This window comes from Micromonospora sp. RV43 (genome assembly GCF_001029515.1).
In the GTDB taxonomy this organism is placed as follows: domain Bacteria; phylum Actinomycetota; class Actinomycetes; order Mycobacteriales; family Micromonosporaceae; genus Micromonospora; species Micromonospora aurantiaca.
Window position 1 is genome coordinate 1 of sequence record NZ_LEKG01000173.1, and the last position, 17,164, is coordinate 17,164.

Below are 17,164 nucleotides of genomic sequence, written 5' to 3' on the forward strand. Positions count from 1 at the left end.
GGTGGGGCTCGCCCGGGTGGGGGATCGGGTGAGACCGGTGGGTAACCGGTGATGTGCGGTGAGTGCCAGAAAACCGCCCTCAAGGACTTGACGGCAGGAACCGGACGGCGCAAGATGCTTCGTGCGGGAGGGCATCCGCCGGAGACTTTTCAAGTTCTTGCGACCCAACGCCGGAGGCGTTGTGCGGACGTCCCTCCCGACCAACGTCCGAAGAGGCCAGCGGAAAACCGCTGGCCTCTTCGCTGTGTCCGGCGCACCCTCGGTGGCATGACGCTCACGGTGACGCCGCTGGATCCGACCGACCGGCCGACGCTCGACGCGGTCTACCGGATCGCCTGCGGCGCGCAGGCCGTCGACGAGCCGGACCTGCCCGACCTCTGCCGGCGGCGGTTCGAGGCGCCGCTGCGGCACCCGATGCCCGGCATCGACACGCGCTGGCTGGTGGCCCGGTTGGACGGGCAGCCCGTCGGCTGGCTCCGGCTCTACCTGCACACGATCGACAACACCGAGAACGCGAGCGTCGAGCTGACCGTGGACCCGGCGTGCCGGCGGCAGGGCATCGGGCGCACGCTGCACGACCACGGCGTCCGGCTGCTGCGGGAGCACGGCGGCAAACGACTGGTCGGCGCTACCGTCGCCGCGCTGCCCGGCGAGGAGGGGCGGGTCTTCCCCGGTGCCGCGTTCGCCGCCGCCGTGGGCGCCAAGCCGGCGCTGGCCGACGTCCGCCGCCGCCTCGACGTGGCCGGGCTCGACCGTGACCGGCTCGCCGCGCTGCTGGCCGACGCGCGCGCCGCGGCGACCGGCTACCGGCCGGTGCGGTGGCGCGACCACACGCCCGAGGAGTACGTCGCGGACGTCGCCTACCTGGAGGGCCGGCTACTGCTCGACGCGCCGATGGGCGAGCTGGACTGGGAGCCGGAGCAGGTGGACGCCGCGCGGGTGCGGGACGCGGAGCGGGCGCTGGACGCCCGGGGCGTACACCGGTACAACACCGGCGCGGTGCACGAGGCGACCGGCCGCCTGGTCGGGTGGACCCAGCTCAGCATGGACGCGAGCAGCACCGGCCACGCCTGGCAGCAGATCACCCTCGTCGACCCCGGCCACCGCGGCCACCGGCTGGGCCTGCTCTGCAAGGCCGGGAACCTGGCGTACGCGTTGGCGCACGAACCGGCGTTGCGGGCCGTCGACACCTGGAACGCGGCCGCGAACCGCCACATGATCGCGATCAACGAGCAACTCGGGTTCCGCCCCGCCGCCGGTTCGGTCGACTGGCAGTTGACGATCTGAGTTGTGACACGCCCCTACTGATCTGGTGCCTTTCTGTTGCATGATGGCGGGCATGACGGAGACCCCGCACCCCCTGTACGACAGGCACCGCGAGACCCTCGACCGGGCGCTGACCGCCATCGCGGAGCGCGGGTACTGGTCGGCCTATCCCGAGTCGCCCAGCCCCCGGGTGTACGGCGAGACCGCCGCCGCCGACGGCAAGGCCGCCTTCGAGGCGTACCTGGGCGGGGACTTCCCGCTCGACCAGGCCGGTGACGGCACCACGGTGGCCACCGAGGCCAGCCCGTTCGGGGTGGCGCTGGACGTGCGCTACCCGCACGCGGGCGCCGACCAGCTGGTGTCCGCCGCGAGCGCCGCGCTGCCCGCCTGGCGCGACGCGGGCCCGCAGGCCCGGGCCGGTGTCTGCCTGGAGATCCTGGACCGGCTGCACCGCAACGTGTTCGAGCTGGCCAACGCGGTGCAGTTCACCAGCGGCCAGGCGTTCGTGATGGCGTTCCAGGCCGGTGGCGCGCACGCGCTGGACCGCGCGCTGGAGGCGGTCGCCTACGCGTACGCCGAGATGACCCGCCACCCGGGGACCGCCGGCTGGGAGAAGGCCGCGGGCAAGGGCGACCCGCTGCGGATGACCAAGACGTTCCACGTGGTGCCGCGCGGGGTCGCGCTGGTCATCGGCTGCAACACGTTCCCGACCTGGAACTCGTACCCCGGTCTGTTCGCCTCGCTCGCCACCGGCAACCCGGTCGTGGTGAAGCCGCACCCGCGCGCGGTGCTGCCGCTGGCGATCACCGTCAGGTACGCCCGGCAGGTGCTCGCCGAGGCCGGCTTCGACCCGAACCTGGTGCAGCTCGCCCCCGAGACCGACGGCGAGAAGCTCGCCACCACGCTGGCCCTGCACCCGGCCGTGAAGATCGTCGACTTCACCGGCTCCACCGAGTACGGCGACTGGCTGGAGGCGAACGCCCGGCAGGCCGCCGTCTACACCGAGAAGGCCGGCCTGAACACGGTGGTGATCGACTCCACCGACGACTTCGCCGGGCTCTGCCGCAACCTCGGTTTCACGCTGGCGCTGTACAGCGGCCAGATGTGCACCACCTCGCAGAACCTGCTGATCCCGCGCGACGGCATCGAGACCGACCAGGGTCACAAGAGCTTCGACGAGGTGGCGGCCGGGATCGCCGGCGCGGTCGCCAAGCTGACCGCCGACCCGGCCCGGGGCGTCGAGCTGACCGGCGCGATCGTCAACGACGGCGTGCTGGAGCGGCTGGAGGAGGTCACCAAGGTCGGCGAGCCGGTGCTGGAGTCGCGCACCGTCGAGCACCCGTCCTTCCCCGGCGCGGTGGTGCGTACGCCGACTGTGGTGAAGCTCGACGCGTCCGACACCGCCACCTACTCGCGGGAGTGGTTCGGGCCGATCTCGTTCGCCATCGCCACCGACTCCACCGAGCACAGCCTGCGCATCCTGCGCGAGACGGTGGGGGAGAAGGGCGCGCTGACCGCGGGCGTCTACTCCACGAACGAGGCGGTGCTGGACGCGGCCGAGGCGGCGGCGATCGACGCCGGGGTGCACCTGTCCTGCAACCTGACCGGCGGGGTGTTCGTCAACCAGTCGGCGGCGTTCTCCGACTTCCACGGTTCGGGCGCGAACGCGGCGGCCAACTCGGCGCTGACCGACGGCGCGTACGTGGCCAACCGGTTCCGCATCGTGCAGAGCCGCCGGCACGTCTGAAAGGAGGGGCCCCTTCTTAACGCCTCCGGTAGAGGAGGGGCCCCTTATTAACGCCGCGCCGGCTCAGGCCGGACGGCGCATCTGCAGCTCGTGCAGGCCGGCGATCCGGGGGTGCGGCACGCGTACGCCGGTGTCCACGAAGCCCAGCTTCTGATAGGCCCGGTAGGCGCGGTCGTTGCCGACCACCACCTCCATCATCAGCTCGGGCCGTCCGCAGGCGCGCGACCAGGCCGCCACCTCGTCGACGAGCGCCGCCAGCAGGCCGCTGCCCCGCCGGGCCGGTGTCACGTAGACCGCGTAGACGAGCGTCAGGCCCGGCTCGTCCGGCGCGGCGATGCCGCCGGCGTGGCCGACCAGACGGCCGCCCGGGTCGGCCACGAACTGCGCGGTGTGGTCGCCCCGGGAGACGGCCGCGACCCGGGCCGCGAACTCCGCGTGCGGCCGGGCGGCGGCCTCGGCCACCGTCTCCAGGAAGGCCAGCGGGGAGTCGGCCAGCATCTCCAGCCGGAGCGCCCGCATCCGGCCGGCGTCCTCCGGCCGGACCCGGCGGACGGTGGTCGTGGTGCTCACGCTGGTCATGCCGCATGCATACCGGACGGCCCGCAGCGGGTGTGCGACAGGCCCGGGTACGCCCCGGAATATGCCCGATTTGTGGTCGTGCGCCGTCGTCACGCCTCGTGTAGCGTGCGATTTCGGTCACCGAATTCAGCGTCGCCGATCGCTGAACCGGTGCGCCACCGGTGCCGGTCCGCCGGTTTCCGGGTGTTGGAACGCCGCGCAGAGTGAGGAAGTGCACCGTGGCACAGGGCACCGTGAAGTGGTTCAACGCCGAAAAGGGCTACGGCTTCATCGCCGTCGACGGCGGGCAGGACGTCTTCGTCCACTTCTCCGCGATCGAGATGGACGGCTACAAGGCGCTCGACGACGGCCAGCGCGTCGAGTTCGAGATCGCGCAGGGGCAGAAGGGTCCGCAGGCCGAGCGGGTCCGCGTCATCGCCTGACCTGCGGCGGGCGGTGCTCCCGCGACCGGACCCCGGCCCGGGGGCTGCGTTGCGGCCGACCACCATGGAAGATCATGAGCCGTTCCAGCCGTAGTCGCTGAGGAGGGCCCATGTCCGATCTGCCCCCGTCGGGTTCCACCGAGCCGGCGGCGTCCGGCCCTCCGGCCGACCCGACCGCGCCCCCGCCGCCCGCCGCCGAGCCGGCACCGGGACCGTCGGGGACCACCGGAGGGGCCACGCCCGCCTCCGGCGCGTCCGGCGCCGACCCGTGGGCCGGTCACACCGGCCCCGTGCCGATCGTCCCGGCCGAGCCGGGGTACGACACCCCGCAGCCCGGCGCCCCGTTCCCGGCCAACCCGCCCGGATGGACCGCGCCGGATGACACCTCACCCGGCCACACCTCGCAGGGCTGGACCGTGCCGCCGGGCACTCCTCCGCAGGGCTGGAACGCGCCGGGCACTCCTCCGCACGGTTGGAACGCGCCGCCGGGCACCCCGCCGCCGGGATGGGGTGGTCCGGCGTACCCGGGCTATCCGATGCCCGGTGCGGCCTACCCGGTCCCCGGTGCGGCCTACCCGGTCCCCGGTGCGGCCTACCCGGTCCCCGGTGCGGCGTACCCGGTGCCGGCCGGTCCCGGGGCGTACGCCGGCTGGTTCCCGGGCATCGACCCGCAGGATCCGCTCGTCAACCCGCCGCACGCGGGCATCGGTCCCTGGTTCGCCCGCTGCACCGCCGCGCTGCGGCGCGGCTGGCGGCAACTGCTGCCCATCGTGCTGCTCACCCAGGTCGTCCCGGCGGCGGTGATCGGCGTCCTCACGCTCGTCTTCAGCCCCGAGGGCGAGATGGCGACCGCCCCGGACGGTGCGCCGGTGCTGCCGGCCGGCTTCTGGGGGCAGATGTTCGCCTTCTACGGCGTGCTCCTGTCCGCCGGGCTGGTCTTCGGCCTGCTCCAGGCGGCGGGTTGGGCCGCCGGCACCTGGGTGGTCGCCCGCCAGGCGGCCGGCGAACCGACCGGACTCGGTGCCGCCTTCCGGTACGGGCTGCGCCGTGCCCTCGGCCTGTGGGGCTGGACGCTCCTGGTCTCGCTGCTGGTCATGATCGGCAGTTGCTTCTGCCTGCTGCCCGGCCTCTACGCCGCGTTCGCGCTGGCCCTGTTCGGTCCGGTCTACCTGTTCGAGCGGCGGGAGCCGATCGGGCGGGCGTGGCGGATGTTCCACAGCCGGTTCGGCATGGTGCTGGGCCGGGTCGCGCTGGTGATGGCTGTCCTCCTCGCGGCGACGGTGCTGGACGCGGTCGTGGGCGGGATCAGCGGGGCGGTGTTCGGCGTCGAGCCGATGAAGGCCGTCGGCACCGCGATCGGCGCCGTGGCGCTCGCCGTGTTCGGCGCCCTGCTGGCTGCCCCGGCCTACCTGGCGCAGCAGGTCGGGCTGGTCGTCACGTACGCCGAACAGCGGGCTCAGGAAGGCCCGGTGAACGCGGCCCGGCTGGCGGCGGAACTCGGCTGAGCGGGGCTGTCGTGCTTGCACTCGGCTAGGGAGAGTGCTAAACAAGTCATTGGCACTCGCGTACGGTGAGTGCCAGAAGGTCGGGGCGGTAGGGCCACGGCCGCGCCGGTGTCCGAAGGGACGCCGGAGCGGTACGAGGCCGGTCGTCGCGGGCTGTCCGGCCCGACCGAGGAGACGTCGTCGTCGCCAGGTGGCGACGTCCCCAAGGTGCGTACACCAGACGGCCCATCCGGGCATCCGGGTGGCCCGTGAGTGTCCAGGAGGACAACGCCGTATGGCCAAGATGATCGCGTTCGACGAAGAGGCGCGCCGCGGCCTCGAGCGGGGCATGAACCAGCTCGCCGACGCCGTGAAGGTGACCCTCGGCCCCAAGGGCCGCAACGTCGTGCTCGAGAAGAAGTGGGGTGCCCCCACCATCACCAACGATGGTGTGAGCATCGCCAAGGAGATCGAGCTCGAGGACCCGTACGAGAAGATCGGCGCCGAGCTGGTCAAGGAGGTCGCGAAGAAGACCGACGACGTCGCCGGTGACGGCACGACGACGGCGACCGTCCTGGCCCAGGCCCTGGTCCGTGAGGGTCTGCGCAACGTGGCCGCCGGCGCCAACCCGATGGCCCTGAAGCGGGGCATCGAGGCCGCCGTGGCCAGCGTCTCGGAGGAGCTGCTCAAGCTCGCCAAGGACGTGGAGACCAAGGAGCAGATCGCCTCCACCGCCTCCATCTCCGCCGCCGACCCCAGCGTCGGCGAGATCATCGCCGAGGCGATGGACAAGGTGGGCAAGGAAGGTGTCATCACCGTCGAGGAGAGCAACACCTTCGGTCTGGAGCTCGAGCTCACCGAGGGCATGCGCTTCGACAAGGGCTACATCTCCGCCTACTTCATGACCGACCCGGAGCGTATGGAGGCCGTCTTCGACGACCCGTACATCCTGATCGTCAACAGCAAGATCTCGTCGGTGAAGGACCTGCTCCCGATCCTGGAGAAGGTCATGCAGTCGGGCAAGCCGCTGCTGATCATCGCCGAGGACCTGGAGGGCGAGGCCCTCGCCACCCTGGTGGTCAACAAGGTCCGTGGCACCTTCAAGTCGGTCGCCGTCAAGGCGCCGGGCTTCGGTGACCGCCGCAAGGCCATGCTGACCGACATCGCCATCCTCACCGGTGGCCAGGTCATCAGCGAGGAGGTCGGCCTCAAGCTGGACGCGACCGGCCTCGAGATGCTGGGCCGCGCCCGCAAGGTCGTGGTGACCAAGGACGAGACCACCATCGTCGACGGTGCCGGCGACGCCGAGCAGATCCAGGGCCGGGTGAACCAGATCCGGGCCGAGATCGACAAGAGCGACTCCGACTACGACCGGGAGAAGCTGCAGGAGCGTCTGGCCAAGCTGGCCGGCGGTGTTGCGGTGATCAAGGTCGGCGCGGCCACCGAGGTCGAGCTGAAGGAGCGCAAGCACCGCATCGAGGACGCCGTCCGCAACGCGAAGGCCGCCGTCGAGGAGGGCATCGTCCCGGGTGGTGGCGTCGCGCTGGTGCAGGCCGGCAAGACCGCCTTCGACAAGCTGGACCTGGCCGGCGACGAGGCGACCGGCGCGCAGATCGTCAAGATCGCGCTGGACGCCCCGCTGCGGCAGATCGCCGTCAACGCCGGTATGGAGGGTGGCGTCGTCGTCGAGCGGGTCCGCAACCTCGACCCGGGTCACGGCCTCAACGCCGCGACCGGCGAGTACGTGGACCTGCTGGCCGCGGGCATCATCGACCCGGCCAAGGTGACGCGTTCCGCGCTGCAGAACGCCGCCTCGATCGCCGCGCTGTTCCTCACCACCGAGGCCGTCGTGGCGGACAAGCCGGAGAAGACCCCGGCCGCCCCGGCGGGCCCGGGTGGCGGGGAGATGGACTTCTGAGTCCAGCTCCACCCAGTACGCCGAAGGGGGCGGGCCGCGTCAGCGGTCCGCCCCCTTTCCGCGTATCCGGCTCAGGTGGGCAGCCGGCGCTGGTTGCGCCGCTTGTGCGCCCTGTCGTACGGCGGTGGCGGCCGCCTCGGCTCGTCCACCGGCTGCCGTGGCTCCTCCACCGGTGGTGCGTCTGCGCCGGTCAGCTCGGCGAGCTGCTCGGCGTCGCCGACGTCGAGCCGGTCGAACGGGAGCTGGCCGGGAAGCTCGTCGGCCGGGCGCCGGGCCGCCGCCGGATCCTCGGCCCGTTCGTCATTCGTGGTCATGCACCGCCTCCTCTGCTCCGACCGTAGAGCCCGGTCGATGGCGAAGGAGGCTGAATGGCACTATTGACGTCTATGCCCCTTTGATGGCTTTCCGGTAGAGGAAGAACACCCGCTCGATCCGGGCGCCCGCCGCGTTCGAGTAGAACGGCACCGGCCCCACCCAGCCGATCTGCGCCGCGGTGATCCCGGCCGCCGCCTGGTCGCGCAGGCACCGGCGCAGCAGCACGCCGCCGATCCCGGAGCCCTCCGCCGCCGGTGCGGTGCCCATCGGCCCGAACCAGCTAGGCCGCGCCGAACCGTACGCGGCGAACCCGAGGATCTCGCCGTCCCGCTCGGCCAGGTGCACACCCGCGTCCGGCCGCCCCACCGAACCGGCCAGCTCACCGTCCCAGGCGCCGCCGAACGTGGACCTGGCGAACGCGGCGAGCGCCGGCAGGTCGTCGGAGGCGGCACGGCGTACCGTCACGCCCCGCCCGGCCAGCCGCTGCTCGGCGGCCTCGGTGGGGCGCAGCGCCGCCGACCCCTCGGACAGCTCGGCGGTCATGTTCCAGGCGGTACGGTCCTGCCGGTAACCCAGCCGCTGCGCGGCGCAGACCGCCGGGGTGTAGCGCACGTCGACGCCCGGCCAGGCGTAGTGCGGCGGGTTGCCGGCGAGCAGCACCTCGGCCGCGCCGAGCGCGCCGAGCCGGCTCTCCGCCTCGGTCAGCAGCGCCCCGCCCACGCCCTGGCGGCGCTCAGTGGGCGCGACAGCGACCAGGTCGACGTGGCCGAGGCGCGGATCGGCCGCCGACAGCGACCCGACGAGTACGCCGACCAGCGCGCCGTCGCGTACCGCACCGAGGCGCAGCACCGGACGGTCGGCTGCGGCCCGCTCCGCCACGGTGACCACCACGGCTGACGCCTCGGCCGCGTCCTCCGGCAGATCGAACGACAGCCGGCACAGCTCGACCACCTCGGGCAGCCGGTCCCGGCCCAGCTCGATGATCTCCACGTCCATGGACGCCGACCCTAGGGCATCGGCAGACCAATGGACAGGGTTGTTAACCGGTCGCCACCGACCGGGCCGCGCGGACCGCCGCGTACGCGTCCACCAGCCCGGCGCCGGAGACGTCCTGCGGTCCACCGCAGGTGTCCGCCCCGGCGGGCTGGGTGACCGGCTGGGCGGTGTCGCGCAGGATCGCCCGTGTCCGCTCCAGGTCTCCGACCAGCGCCGGGTTCGCCGACCACATCAGTGCCACCACGCCCGCGACCTGTGGCGTGGCCATCGAGGTGCCGTCCAGGGTGGCGTACCCGCCGCCCGGCATCGCGGACAGCACCGCGGCGCCCGGGGCGACCAGGTCCGGCTTGGCCCGACCGTCCGGCGCCGGACCGCGGCTGGAGAACTCGGTGACGCGCCGCTGCCGGTCCACCGCCCCGACGGTCAGCACGTCCGGGTACGGCGCGGGCGCATCGTTGATCGAGCCGCACGACGGGCCGGTGTTCCCGGCCGCGGCCACCACCAGGATGCCGGCCGCGGTCAGCGCGGCGGTCGCCGGTCGCAGCGCCCCCGGGTCGCACCCCTCCACCGGCGGGCAGCCCCACGAGTTGGTGAGCACGTCCGGGGCGCGTGAGGGACGGCCGTCGGTGAGCGGGTTCCCGCCCTCGGGGAACGGGGCCAGCATGAACTGGAGGCAGTCGAGGTAGCGGGCCGGGCTGCCCATGTTGCGCTCCAGGTTGACGCAGCCGACCCAGCTCGCACCCGGCGCCACGCCGATCCCGTCCCGGCCCACCGCGCTGCCGAGCGTGTGCGTCCCGTGGCCACCCCGGTCGGCCGGGGCGCGGCGGCCCTCCCACGGGTCGTACCACGAGTCGTCGCCGCCCCGGAAGCCGCCCGCGAGCGCCGGGTGCCGGCCGTCCACCCCGGAGTCGGAGCTGCCGACCACCACGCCGGACCCGGTGACCCCCAGCTCGGACCAGACCCGGTCCGCGCCGATCAGCGAGACGTTCCAGGCCGGGCCGGCCGGCGCCGGGGCGTCGCCGCGCGCCTGCGGGGCGAGCGCGGGCAGCGGGCGCAGGCGCTGGCTCACCAGCACCCGGGCCACCTCGGGACGACTCGACAGCCAGGCCCGCACCGCCGGCCCGCCGTCCGTCTCGATCGCGTTCACCAGGTAGTACGGCGTCGGGTTCAGCCGCATCCCGGCCAGCGTGCGGCGCAGGTCGCCCTGCGTGCGGTCGGCTGTCGCCACCAGCCGCCGGTAGACCTCGGTCGCCCGGACGTCCCGCCCGGCCCGGCCCGGCGTCCCGGCCGGCAGGCCGGTCAGATCGGCCTGCTCGCGCAGCACCACCAGCAGCCGCTCGCCGTACAGTCCGGGCCGGCCGGGGACGACGTACACCACGGCGACGGCGGCGAGCAGCGCGGCGGCGACCAGCGCGGCCGGACCGCGCCGGGGCGCGCGGGCGCGGGACCGGGCGAGCAGCACGCCGTACCCGACTGCGAGCAGGCCCGCGACGGCGAACGCCACGCCGGTGCCCACCGCGACCCAGAACGGCGCGTCGCGGGTGGCGGACAGCAGGAGGCTGAACTCCTCCGGGTCGGTGAACGCGAGCGGCCCCAGCAGGGCGAGCCCGACCAGCCGGCGCACCGGCGCGGGCCCGGCCGGACGGCCCGCGTGGCGGGCCGCCGCCTCCAGCGCGGCCAGCACGAAGCCGAGCGGCGGCAGCAGCACCAGCGCCGGCAACTGCACGCCCGACTGCCCGGCACCGGCCGCGAGCGGTGTCAACGCGACCCCCGCGACCAGACCGCCGACGAGCACCAGCCGGACCGGACCCGGCCCGAACGCGGCCCAGAAACCGGCGCCGAGCAGTGCCCCGGCGAGCGCGCCCAGCGCGGCGGCGGCCAGGCCGGCCAGCAACGTCTCCAGCGCTCCCCCGAGCGCGCCCACCCAGGCCCACGGCAGGAGTACGGCCAGCCCGGCCGCGATCGCCAGCAGCGACACCGACCCGAACCGGCCCTCCGGGGCCGCGTCCACGACGACCGGTGGCCGGACGCGGCCGAGACGGACGGCGACGAGCGCGAGCGCCGCGGCGGTCACCGTGAGCGCGGCCAGGTACGCCTCGTGGTGCACCGGCGGCACCGTCCGCAGCAGCGTGGTCGCGCCGAGCGCGACCACGGCGGCGGTCCAGGCCCGGCCGGTCGCCCGCAGCGCGGGGGAGCGGGGCGCGAGCGCCAGCGCCAGCGCCGGGGCGCCGGCCAGCAGCACCGTGGCCACCGCGACCACCGGCCAGGCCGCCACCGGCCGGTCCGCGCCGATGACCAGCGCCACCTGGTCGACCAGCCAGCCGGTGATCTGGCCCGGCACGGTGACCAGCACGATCCACACCCCGGTCGCCACCGCCGCCACGACCGGCCACGGACCGGTCTCGCGCGGTGGCGGCGGTACGGGGGCGAGCGGCGGACCGGTCAGCATGGTCATCACGGTACGGCCGGGCCGTGTCGCCGCGCGCCCGGGACGGTTACCGTTGACTGGTGCGTGACCCGAGTGTGTCCCGATCCACGGCCGGCCGGCTGTCCGCCGAGCGCCGCGCCGACGACCTGCGCCGCCTCCGGGCCGAGCGGTTCGACGTGCTGGTCATCGGCGGTGGCGTCACCGGAGCGGGCGCCGCGCTCGACGCCGCCTCCCGAGGGCTGAAGGTCGCCCTGGTGGAGGCGCGCGACTACGCCGCCGGCACGTCCAGCCGGTCCAGCAAGCTGATCCACGGCGGCCTGCGCTACCTGGAGCAGCTGGAGTTCCACCTGGTCCACGAGGCGCTGACCGAGCGCGGTCTGCTCGCCACCCGGCTCGCGCCGCACCTGGTCCGGCCGGTGCCGATCCTGGTGCCGCTGCCCGCCGAGGGCGGCGCGGGCGACCTGCCCCGGCGGTTCTTCCGCCGCTCCTACTACGGCCTCGGCGTGGCCGCGTACGACGCGTTCGCCGGGATCTTCGGCGGCGGGCGCGGCATGCCGCTGCACCGGCACCTCACCCGCGAGGGCACCCGCCGGATCTTCCCCAGCCTCCGGCCGGACAAGCTGGCCGGCGCGATCCGCTACTACGACGGCCAGGTCGACGACGCCCGCCTGGTGGTGACGCTGGCGCGTACCGCGGCGAGCCTCGGCGCGACTGTGGTGACGAGCGCCCGCGCGGTCGGCCTGACCCGGCAGGCCCGGGAGGTCACCGGCGTGCGGGTCCGCGACCTGGAGGCGCCCGCCGGTTCGCCGGACGCCGAGTTCGAGGTACGCGCCCGCACCGTGATCGCGGCCACCGGCGTGTGGAGCGACGACATGTCGCGGATGCTCAACGACGTCGGGCTGCGCCCGAAGCTGCGGGTCCGGGCCTCGAAGGGGGTGCACCTCGTGGTGCCCCGCTCGGCGATCGTCGGCGAGACCGGCCTGATCCTGCGTACCGCGACGAGCGTGTTGTTCGTGATCCCCTGGGGCGGGCACTGGATCATCGGCACCACCGACACGGACTGGCAACTCGACAGGTCCCACCCGGCCGCGACCGCGAGCGACATCGACTACCTGTTGTCGCAGGTCAACGAGGTGCTGGACCGGCCGCTGACCACCGCCGACATCGAGGGCGTCTACGCCGGGCTGCGCCCGCTGCTGGCCGGCGAGGCGGACTCCACCTCCAAGCTGTCCCGCGAGCACGCGGTGGTGGAGCCGATGCTCGGCCTGCTGCTGGTCGCGGGCGGCAAGTACACCACCTACCGGGTGATGGCCTCCGACGTGGTCGACCGCGCGATGCACCGGCTCGGCCGGACCCGCTCCTCGCGTACCGCCGACCTGCCGCTGCTCGGCGCCGACGGGTACGCGGCCATGTGGCGGGACCGGGCCGACCTGGCCCGCCGGCACGGGGTGGCGGTCGGCGTGGTCGAGCACCTGCTGGAGCGCTACGGCACCCTCACGCTCGACCTGCTCGCCCTGGTCGACGCCGATCCGCTGCTCGGCTCGCCGCTGGCCGGCGCACCGGAATACCTGGCCGCCGAGGTGACGTACGCCGCCCGTGCCGAGGGCGCGCTGCACCTGGAGGACGTGCTCACCCGGCGTACCCGGATCTCGATCGAGACCAGCCACCGCGGCCTGGAGTCGGCGGAGCACGCCGCGGAGCTGATGGGTGCGGTGCTCGGCTGGGACGCGGCGACCCGGGACCGGGAGGTCGCCCACTACCGGGCGCGGGTGCTGGCCGAGCGGGAGTCGCAGCTCATGCCGGACGACATCGCTGCCGACGCGGCCCGCCTCGGCGCGCCCGACGTCCGCGGATTCGCGGCCGACCGGGGCACCGACGGTCCGGGCGTTGAACTTCCGGCCTCCCCCAGGTAGGGGATCCCCGACCCGGGCCGCTCGGCCGGTAGTGCGCGCTACCTACGGAAGTGTAGGTTTCCCCGCGTGGTTCGCCCATCCTGGTCGCGCGTCCCCGCTCTGTCCGCCGTCGTCCTGCTGGCTCTGACCGGCTGCTCCTTCGGACGGGCCGAGGGCGCCACCGCACCCGGGGCGGCGGGCACGGCCGGCCCGACACCGGACGGCAGACGCGTCTCCCTGGTGCAGCGGCTCGGTGACGGCCCGGTCCGCAACCTCGACGTGGACCCGTCCGGCCGCTGGCAGTGCCGCGACTGCGCCGGCGACGGCGTGGACGCCACCGGCACGCTGAGCCCGGACCAGACGCGGCGGCTCCAGCGGATGCTCGCGGACCCGGCGATCGTGAAGGAGACCGACCAGGCCCGCAACTACAAGCAGGGCTGCATCGGCGTGCTGACCTCGACGCTGCTCGTGCCGCCGGACCTGACAGTCACCATCCAGGACTGCCCGGGTGAGCCGAAGCCGAAGGTGGCCTACGACGTGCTGCTTCTCGTCACCCAGGCCACGCCCGCGGAGGACAAGGGCTAGAAGACCTTGCCGGGGTTGAGCAGCCCGGCCGGGTCCAGCGCCGCCTTGATCGCCTGGTGCACGCGTACGCCCACCGGGCCGATCTCGCGGGCCAGCCAGTCCCGCTTGAGCAGCCCGACGCCGTGCTCCCCGGTGCAGGTGCCGCCCAGTTCCAGCCCCAGCCGCATGATCTCGTCGAAGGCCCGCCGTCCCCGGGCCAGGCTCGCCGGATCGGCCCGGTCGACCACGATGTTCGGGTGCATGTTGCCGTCGCCCGCGTGACCGACCACCCCGATCGGCACCCGGCACGCCTCGGCGATCCGGGCCACCCCGTCGAGCAGCTCCGCGAGCCGGCCGCGCGGCACCGCCACGTCGTCGATGACCAGGCCGCCGTTGCCGCCCGGGAACGTCTCCGCCGCGAACCGCTCCATCGCCGGATGGGCCAGCCGCCGCGCCTGGAGCAGGGCCGCCGCCTCGGTCGCGTCGGTGGCCGCGTAGACCTCGTCGGCACCCGCCGCCGTGCACACCTCGGCCAGCCGGGCCAGGTCGTCGGCGGCACGCGGGCCGGTGTCCACCGCCGCGAGCAGCAGCGCCTCGGCATCGGTGCGCAGACCCATCGGCCGGTACGCCTCGATCGCCCGCAGATGCGTCCGGTCCAGCAGTTCCAGCAGGCTCGGGGTGAGTCCCCGCTCGGCGATCCCGGCGACCGCGCCACCGGCAGTCGCCACAGTGGGAAAGACCGCGACCAGGGTCAGTGACTCCTCCGGGGCCGGGCGCAACGCCACAGTCACCTCGGTGATCACGCCGAGCGTGCCCTCCGAGCCGACGAAGAGGCGGGTCAGGTCGTACCCGGCGACCCCCTTGGCGGTACGCCGCCCGGTCCGCAGCACCTCGCCGGAGGCGAGCACCACCTCCAGGCCCAGCACGTACTCGCTGGTCACGCCGTACTTCACGCAGCACATGCCACCGGCGTTCGTGGCCACGTTGCCGCCGATGGTGGACGACTCCCACGAGCCGGGGTCCGGCGGATACCAGAGGCCGTGCTCCCGTACCGCACGGGCGAGCGCCGCGTTCACCACGCCCGGCTGCACCACGGCGATCCGGCCGACCGGGTCGATCTCCCGGACCGCGTCCATCGCCACGGTGCTCACCACCACCGCGCCGGCGACCGCGTTCGCCGCGCCGGCCAGCCCGGTCCGCGCACCCTGCGGCACCACCGGTACGCCGTGCCGCGCGGCCGCCCGGACCACCGCCACCACCTCGCCGGTGTCGCGGGGACGCACCACCGCCAGCGGGGTGCCCGAGTCGCACAGGTCGGCCTCGTCGCGCTCGTGCCCGGCCAGCAGGTCCGGGTCGGTCAGCACGGCGGCGTCGCCGAGCGCGGCCCGCAGGTCGTCGAGGAGGGGATGGGCGGCCATGCCGGGAAGGCTACCGGCGTACCGTCTGTTGCCGTGCTCTACCTGGACCCGCCCGCCGTGCCCTGGCGCGGCCGGCTCTGGTCGCACCTGATCAGCGACGTCTCGTACGCCGAGCTGCACGCGTTCGCCGAGATGCTCGGTGCGCCCTGGCGCGGCTTCGACCGGGATCACTACGACGTGCCCGCCGAGCGGTTCCGGGCGGCGGTGTGGCTCGGCGCCACGGTCGTGCCCTCGCGGGAGATCGTCCGGCTGCTGCGTGACGCCGGCCTGCGCCGCCCGAAGCACCGCGTCTCAGGCGAGCGCGGCCAGCTCCCGGGACAGGTTGGCCCGCGCCCGGGCCTCCCAGCGGGCGTGCGGCTCGGGTAGGCGGTACAGCGCCGGCAGGGCGAGCAGGTGCCGCAGCACCGCGGCCCGGCCGGTGCGGAAGTCCGGTTCGGGCACGTGCGCGTACTCGGCACGGATCGCGGCGGCGTACCTGTCGTACCGCTCCGCCGGGGCGGCGAGCACCGCCAGGTCGGCGTCGCAGAGCAACGCGCCGTCCGGGTCGTCCGGCCCGACCACGTGGCCGGCGGTGAGCAGCACCAGGCGGCGTACCCCGGTCACCGTCGCGGCCGGGAGCCCGGCGGCGGTCAGCAGCTCGCCGGCCAGGTCGGCGCTGGCCCGCTCGTTGGCGTCGCCCGCCGCGCGCGGGTCGTAGACCGCGTCGTGGCACCACGCCGCCAGCCGGACCACGTCGGGGTGGCGGGCCAGGCCGGCGTACGCGTCGACCACGTCGAGCACCGCCCGCAGGTGCGCCTCGTCGTGGTAGCGCCGGTGCGGCTCCCGCCAGCCCGCCAGCAGCCGGGCACCGGCCCGGTCGGCTCCCGCCGGATCGGTCGCGCCCGCAGCCCGTGCCGTCTCCCGCCACCGTGCCGTCAGATCGTCCACCGGGTGCAGTCTGCCCCACTCCGCGACCGGACCGGGGATTCAGCGGGTTCGTCGCGGGTAGTACCCGCCATGGCCCGGGACCGACGACTGCCGTTCCTTCGTCGCGGCGATCAGCATGACGGCCCGGGCGACCGTGACGGCCAGCGGATCGCCTCCGCGATGGAGGAACTGCGGCACCGCAGCAAGGCCACACTGCACGACCGGCTGCACCGGGTCCGTACCGCGTTCGGCCTGGCGGTGCAGGCGGGGCTCGCGGCCGGCCTGGCGTACCTGATCTCGCACCGGCTGCTGAAGAACCCCCAGCCGGTCTTCGCCCCGATCTCCGCTGTCGGCACGCTCGCCGCCTCGGTGGGGCAGCGGTTCCGCCGCACCGTCGAACTGATCGTCGGGGTGGCGGTCGGCGTGCTCGTCGGCGACGCGCTCATCTACTTCGTCGGCACCGGCGCGTGGCAGCTCGCGCTCGTGGTGACCTCGGCGATCCTGCTGAGCATCTTCGCCGGGGCGAGCGTCGCCATCGTGATCCAGGCGGCGGCCACCGCGGTGCTGATCGTGACGCTCAGCCCGTCCACGGAGAACCTGGAGTTCCCCCGCTTCATCGACGCGTTCCTCGGCGGCGGCATCGCGCTGCTGGTCACCGCCGTCCTGCTGCCGCTCAACCCGCTGCGGGTGATCAACCGGGCCGCCCGGCCGGCGCTGGACCTGCTCGCCGACCAGCTCGACGCCTGCGCCGGCGCGGTACGCGACCGGGACCGGGAGGCGGCCCAGCGGGCGCTGTTCCGGCTGCGCGAGAACAAGGAGGAACTGGCCGCGCTCTCCGAGGCGATCGAGGGCGCGAAGGAGACCAGCACGCTGTCACCCGCTCGCTGGCACCGGCGCGGCGAACTGACCCACTACGCCGAGGCGGCCGAACCGATCGACCGGGCCATGCGCAACAGCGGCACGCTGATCCGCCGCGCCGTCACCATGATCGAGGATGCCGAGCCGGTCCCCGAGCCGATGCCGGACGCGATCGGTCACCTGGCCGAGTCGGTACGTCTGCTCCGGCAGGAGTTCGCCGCCGGACAGGAGCCGGAGGAGGCCCGCGAACGGTCGCTGCGCGCGGTGAGCGAGGCCGGCCGGGCGTACGCGGAGGGGGTCGGCTTCTCCGGCAGCGTGGTGATCGCCCAGGTGCGTACCACGGCGAGCGACCTGTTGGTGGCCTCCGGGAT

At 74.3% G+C, this 17,164-nt stretch carries 15 protein-coding genes; 9 read left to right on the forward strand and 6 right to left on the reverse strand.

The features are described from left to right. Positions 1-267 precede the first annotated feature (267 nt). Both ABD52_RS30340 and paaN read left to right on the forward strand, forming a co-directional pair. Complete coding sequence (locus ABD52_RS30340; protein ID WP_047894020.1) at positions 268-1,287, forward strand: GNAT family N-acetyltransferase; 1,020 nt, start codon at positions 268-270, stop codon at positions 1,285-1,287. A 52-nt stretch (positions 1,288-1,339) separates the two neighbouring features. Continuing rightward, a complete protein-coding gene (gene paaN, locus ABD52_RS30345) occupies positions 1,340-3,013 on the forward strand; it encodes a phenylacetic acid degradation protein PaaN (RefSeq protein WP_200905267.1) in 1,674 nt (557 codons plus the stop codon). Positions 3,014-3,076: 63 nt separating this feature from the next. On the opposite strand, the gene ABD52_RS30350 is transcribed toward paaN, so the two are convergent. Next, entirely contained in the window at positions 3,077-3,592 is a 516-nt protein-coding gene (locus ABD52_RS30350) for a GNAT family N-acetyltransferase (RefSeq protein ID WP_013288856.1), read from the reverse strand. Between the two features lie 218 nt (positions 3,593-3,810). Between ABD52_RS30350 and ABD52_RS30355 the strand changes: the two genes are divergently transcribed. The 3 genes from ABD52_RS30355 (at position 3,811) to groL (ending at position 7,416) form a co-directional block, all read left to right on the forward strand. Next, the gene (locus ABD52_RS30355) at positions 3,811-4,014 is read left to right on the forward strand and encodes a cold-shock protein (RefSeq protein WP_013288855.1); all 204 of its coding nucleotides are present in this window, start codon (positions 3,811-3,813) and stop codon (positions 4,012-4,014) included. Positions 4,015-4,124: 110 nt separating this feature from the next. After that, complete coding sequence (locus ABD52_RS30360) at positions 4,125-5,519, forward strand: hypothetical protein (protein ID WP_047894022.1); 1,395 nt, start codon at positions 4,125-4,127, stop codon at positions 5,517-5,519. Positions 5,520-5,793: 274 nt separating this feature from the next. After that, entirely contained in the window at positions 5,794-7,416 is a 1,623-nt protein-coding gene (gene groL, locus ABD52_RS30365) for a chaperonin GroEL (protein ID WP_013288853.1), read from the forward strand. Positions 7,417-7,487: 71 nt separating this feature from the next. Here groL and ABD52_RS30370 read toward each other — a convergent pair whose 3' ends face one another. The 3 genes from ABD52_RS30370 to ABD52_RS30380 form a co-directional block, all read right to left on the reverse strand. Further along, positions 7,488-7,730, reverse strand: a complete 243-nt coding sequence (locus ABD52_RS30370; RefSeq protein ID WP_013288852.1) for a hypothetical protein — start codon at positions 7,728-7,730, stop codon at positions 7,488-7,490. Between the two features lie 70 nt (positions 7,731-7,800). After that, positions 7,801-8,727: a GNAT family N-acetyltransferase gene (locus tag ABD52_RS30375; protein ID WP_013288851.1), complete on the reverse strand. Its 927-nt coding sequence runs from the start codon at positions 8,725-8,727 to the stop codon at positions 7,801-7,803. A 43-nt stretch (positions 8,728-8,770) separates the two neighbouring features. Continuing rightward, positions 8,771-11,182, reverse strand: a complete 2,412-nt coding sequence (locus tag ABD52_RS30380; protein WP_047894023.1) for a S8 family serine peptidase — start codon at positions 11,180-11,182, stop codon at positions 8,771-8,773. Positions 11,183-11,250: 68 nt separating this feature from the next. On the opposite strand from ABD52_RS30380, the gene ABD52_RS30385 reads away from it, so the two are divergent. Both ABD52_RS30385 and ABD52_RS30390 read left to right on the forward strand, forming a co-directional pair. Then, positions 11,251-13,068 carry a glycerol-3-phosphate dehydrogenase/oxidase gene (locus ABD52_RS30385; RefSeq protein ID WP_047894024.1) on the forward strand — a complete coding sequence of 606 codons (1,818 nt, stop codon included), beginning with the start codon at positions 11,251-11,253 and terminating at the stop codon, positions 13,066-13,068. Between the two features lie 66 nt (positions 13,069-13,134). After that, entirely contained in the window at positions 13,135-13,632 is a 498-nt protein-coding gene (locus ABD52_RS30390; protein WP_047894025.1) for a hypothetical protein, read from the forward strand. Here the strand turns inward: ABD52_RS30390 and ABD52_RS30395 are convergent. Continuing rightward, a complete protein-coding gene (locus tag ABD52_RS30395) occupies positions 13,629-15,029 on the reverse strand; it encodes an FAD-binding oxidoreductase (protein WP_047894026.1) in 1,401 nt (466 codons plus the stop codon). The genes ABD52_RS30390 and ABD52_RS30395 overlap by 4 nt on opposite strands. A 33-nt stretch (positions 15,030-15,062) precedes the next feature. Here ABD52_RS30395 and ABD52_RS30400 point away from each other — a divergent pair, with 33 nt between their 5' ends. Then, positions 15,063-15,395 carry a DUF4031 domain-containing protein gene (locus tag ABD52_RS30400; RefSeq protein ID WP_047894029.1) on the forward strand — a complete coding sequence of 111 codons (333 nt, stop codon included), beginning with the start codon at positions 15,063-15,065 and terminating at the stop codon, positions 15,393-15,395. On the opposite strand, the gene ABD52_RS30405 is transcribed toward ABD52_RS30400, so the two are convergent. After that, entirely contained in the window at positions 15,321-15,956 is a 636-nt protein-coding gene (locus ABD52_RS30405; RefSeq protein ID WP_047894027.1) for a metal-dependent phosphohydrolase, read from the reverse strand. The two genes, ABD52_RS30400 and ABD52_RS30405, sit on opposite strands and share 75 nt — an antisense overlap. 69 nt (positions 15,957-16,025) lie before the next feature. On the opposite strand from ABD52_RS30405, the gene ABD52_RS30410 reads away from it, so the two are divergent. Beyond that, positions 16,026-17,164: aromatic acid exporter family protein (locus ABD52_RS30410; protein ID WP_047894028.1), on the forward strand; the 1,139-nt coding region annotated here is incomplete at its 3' end.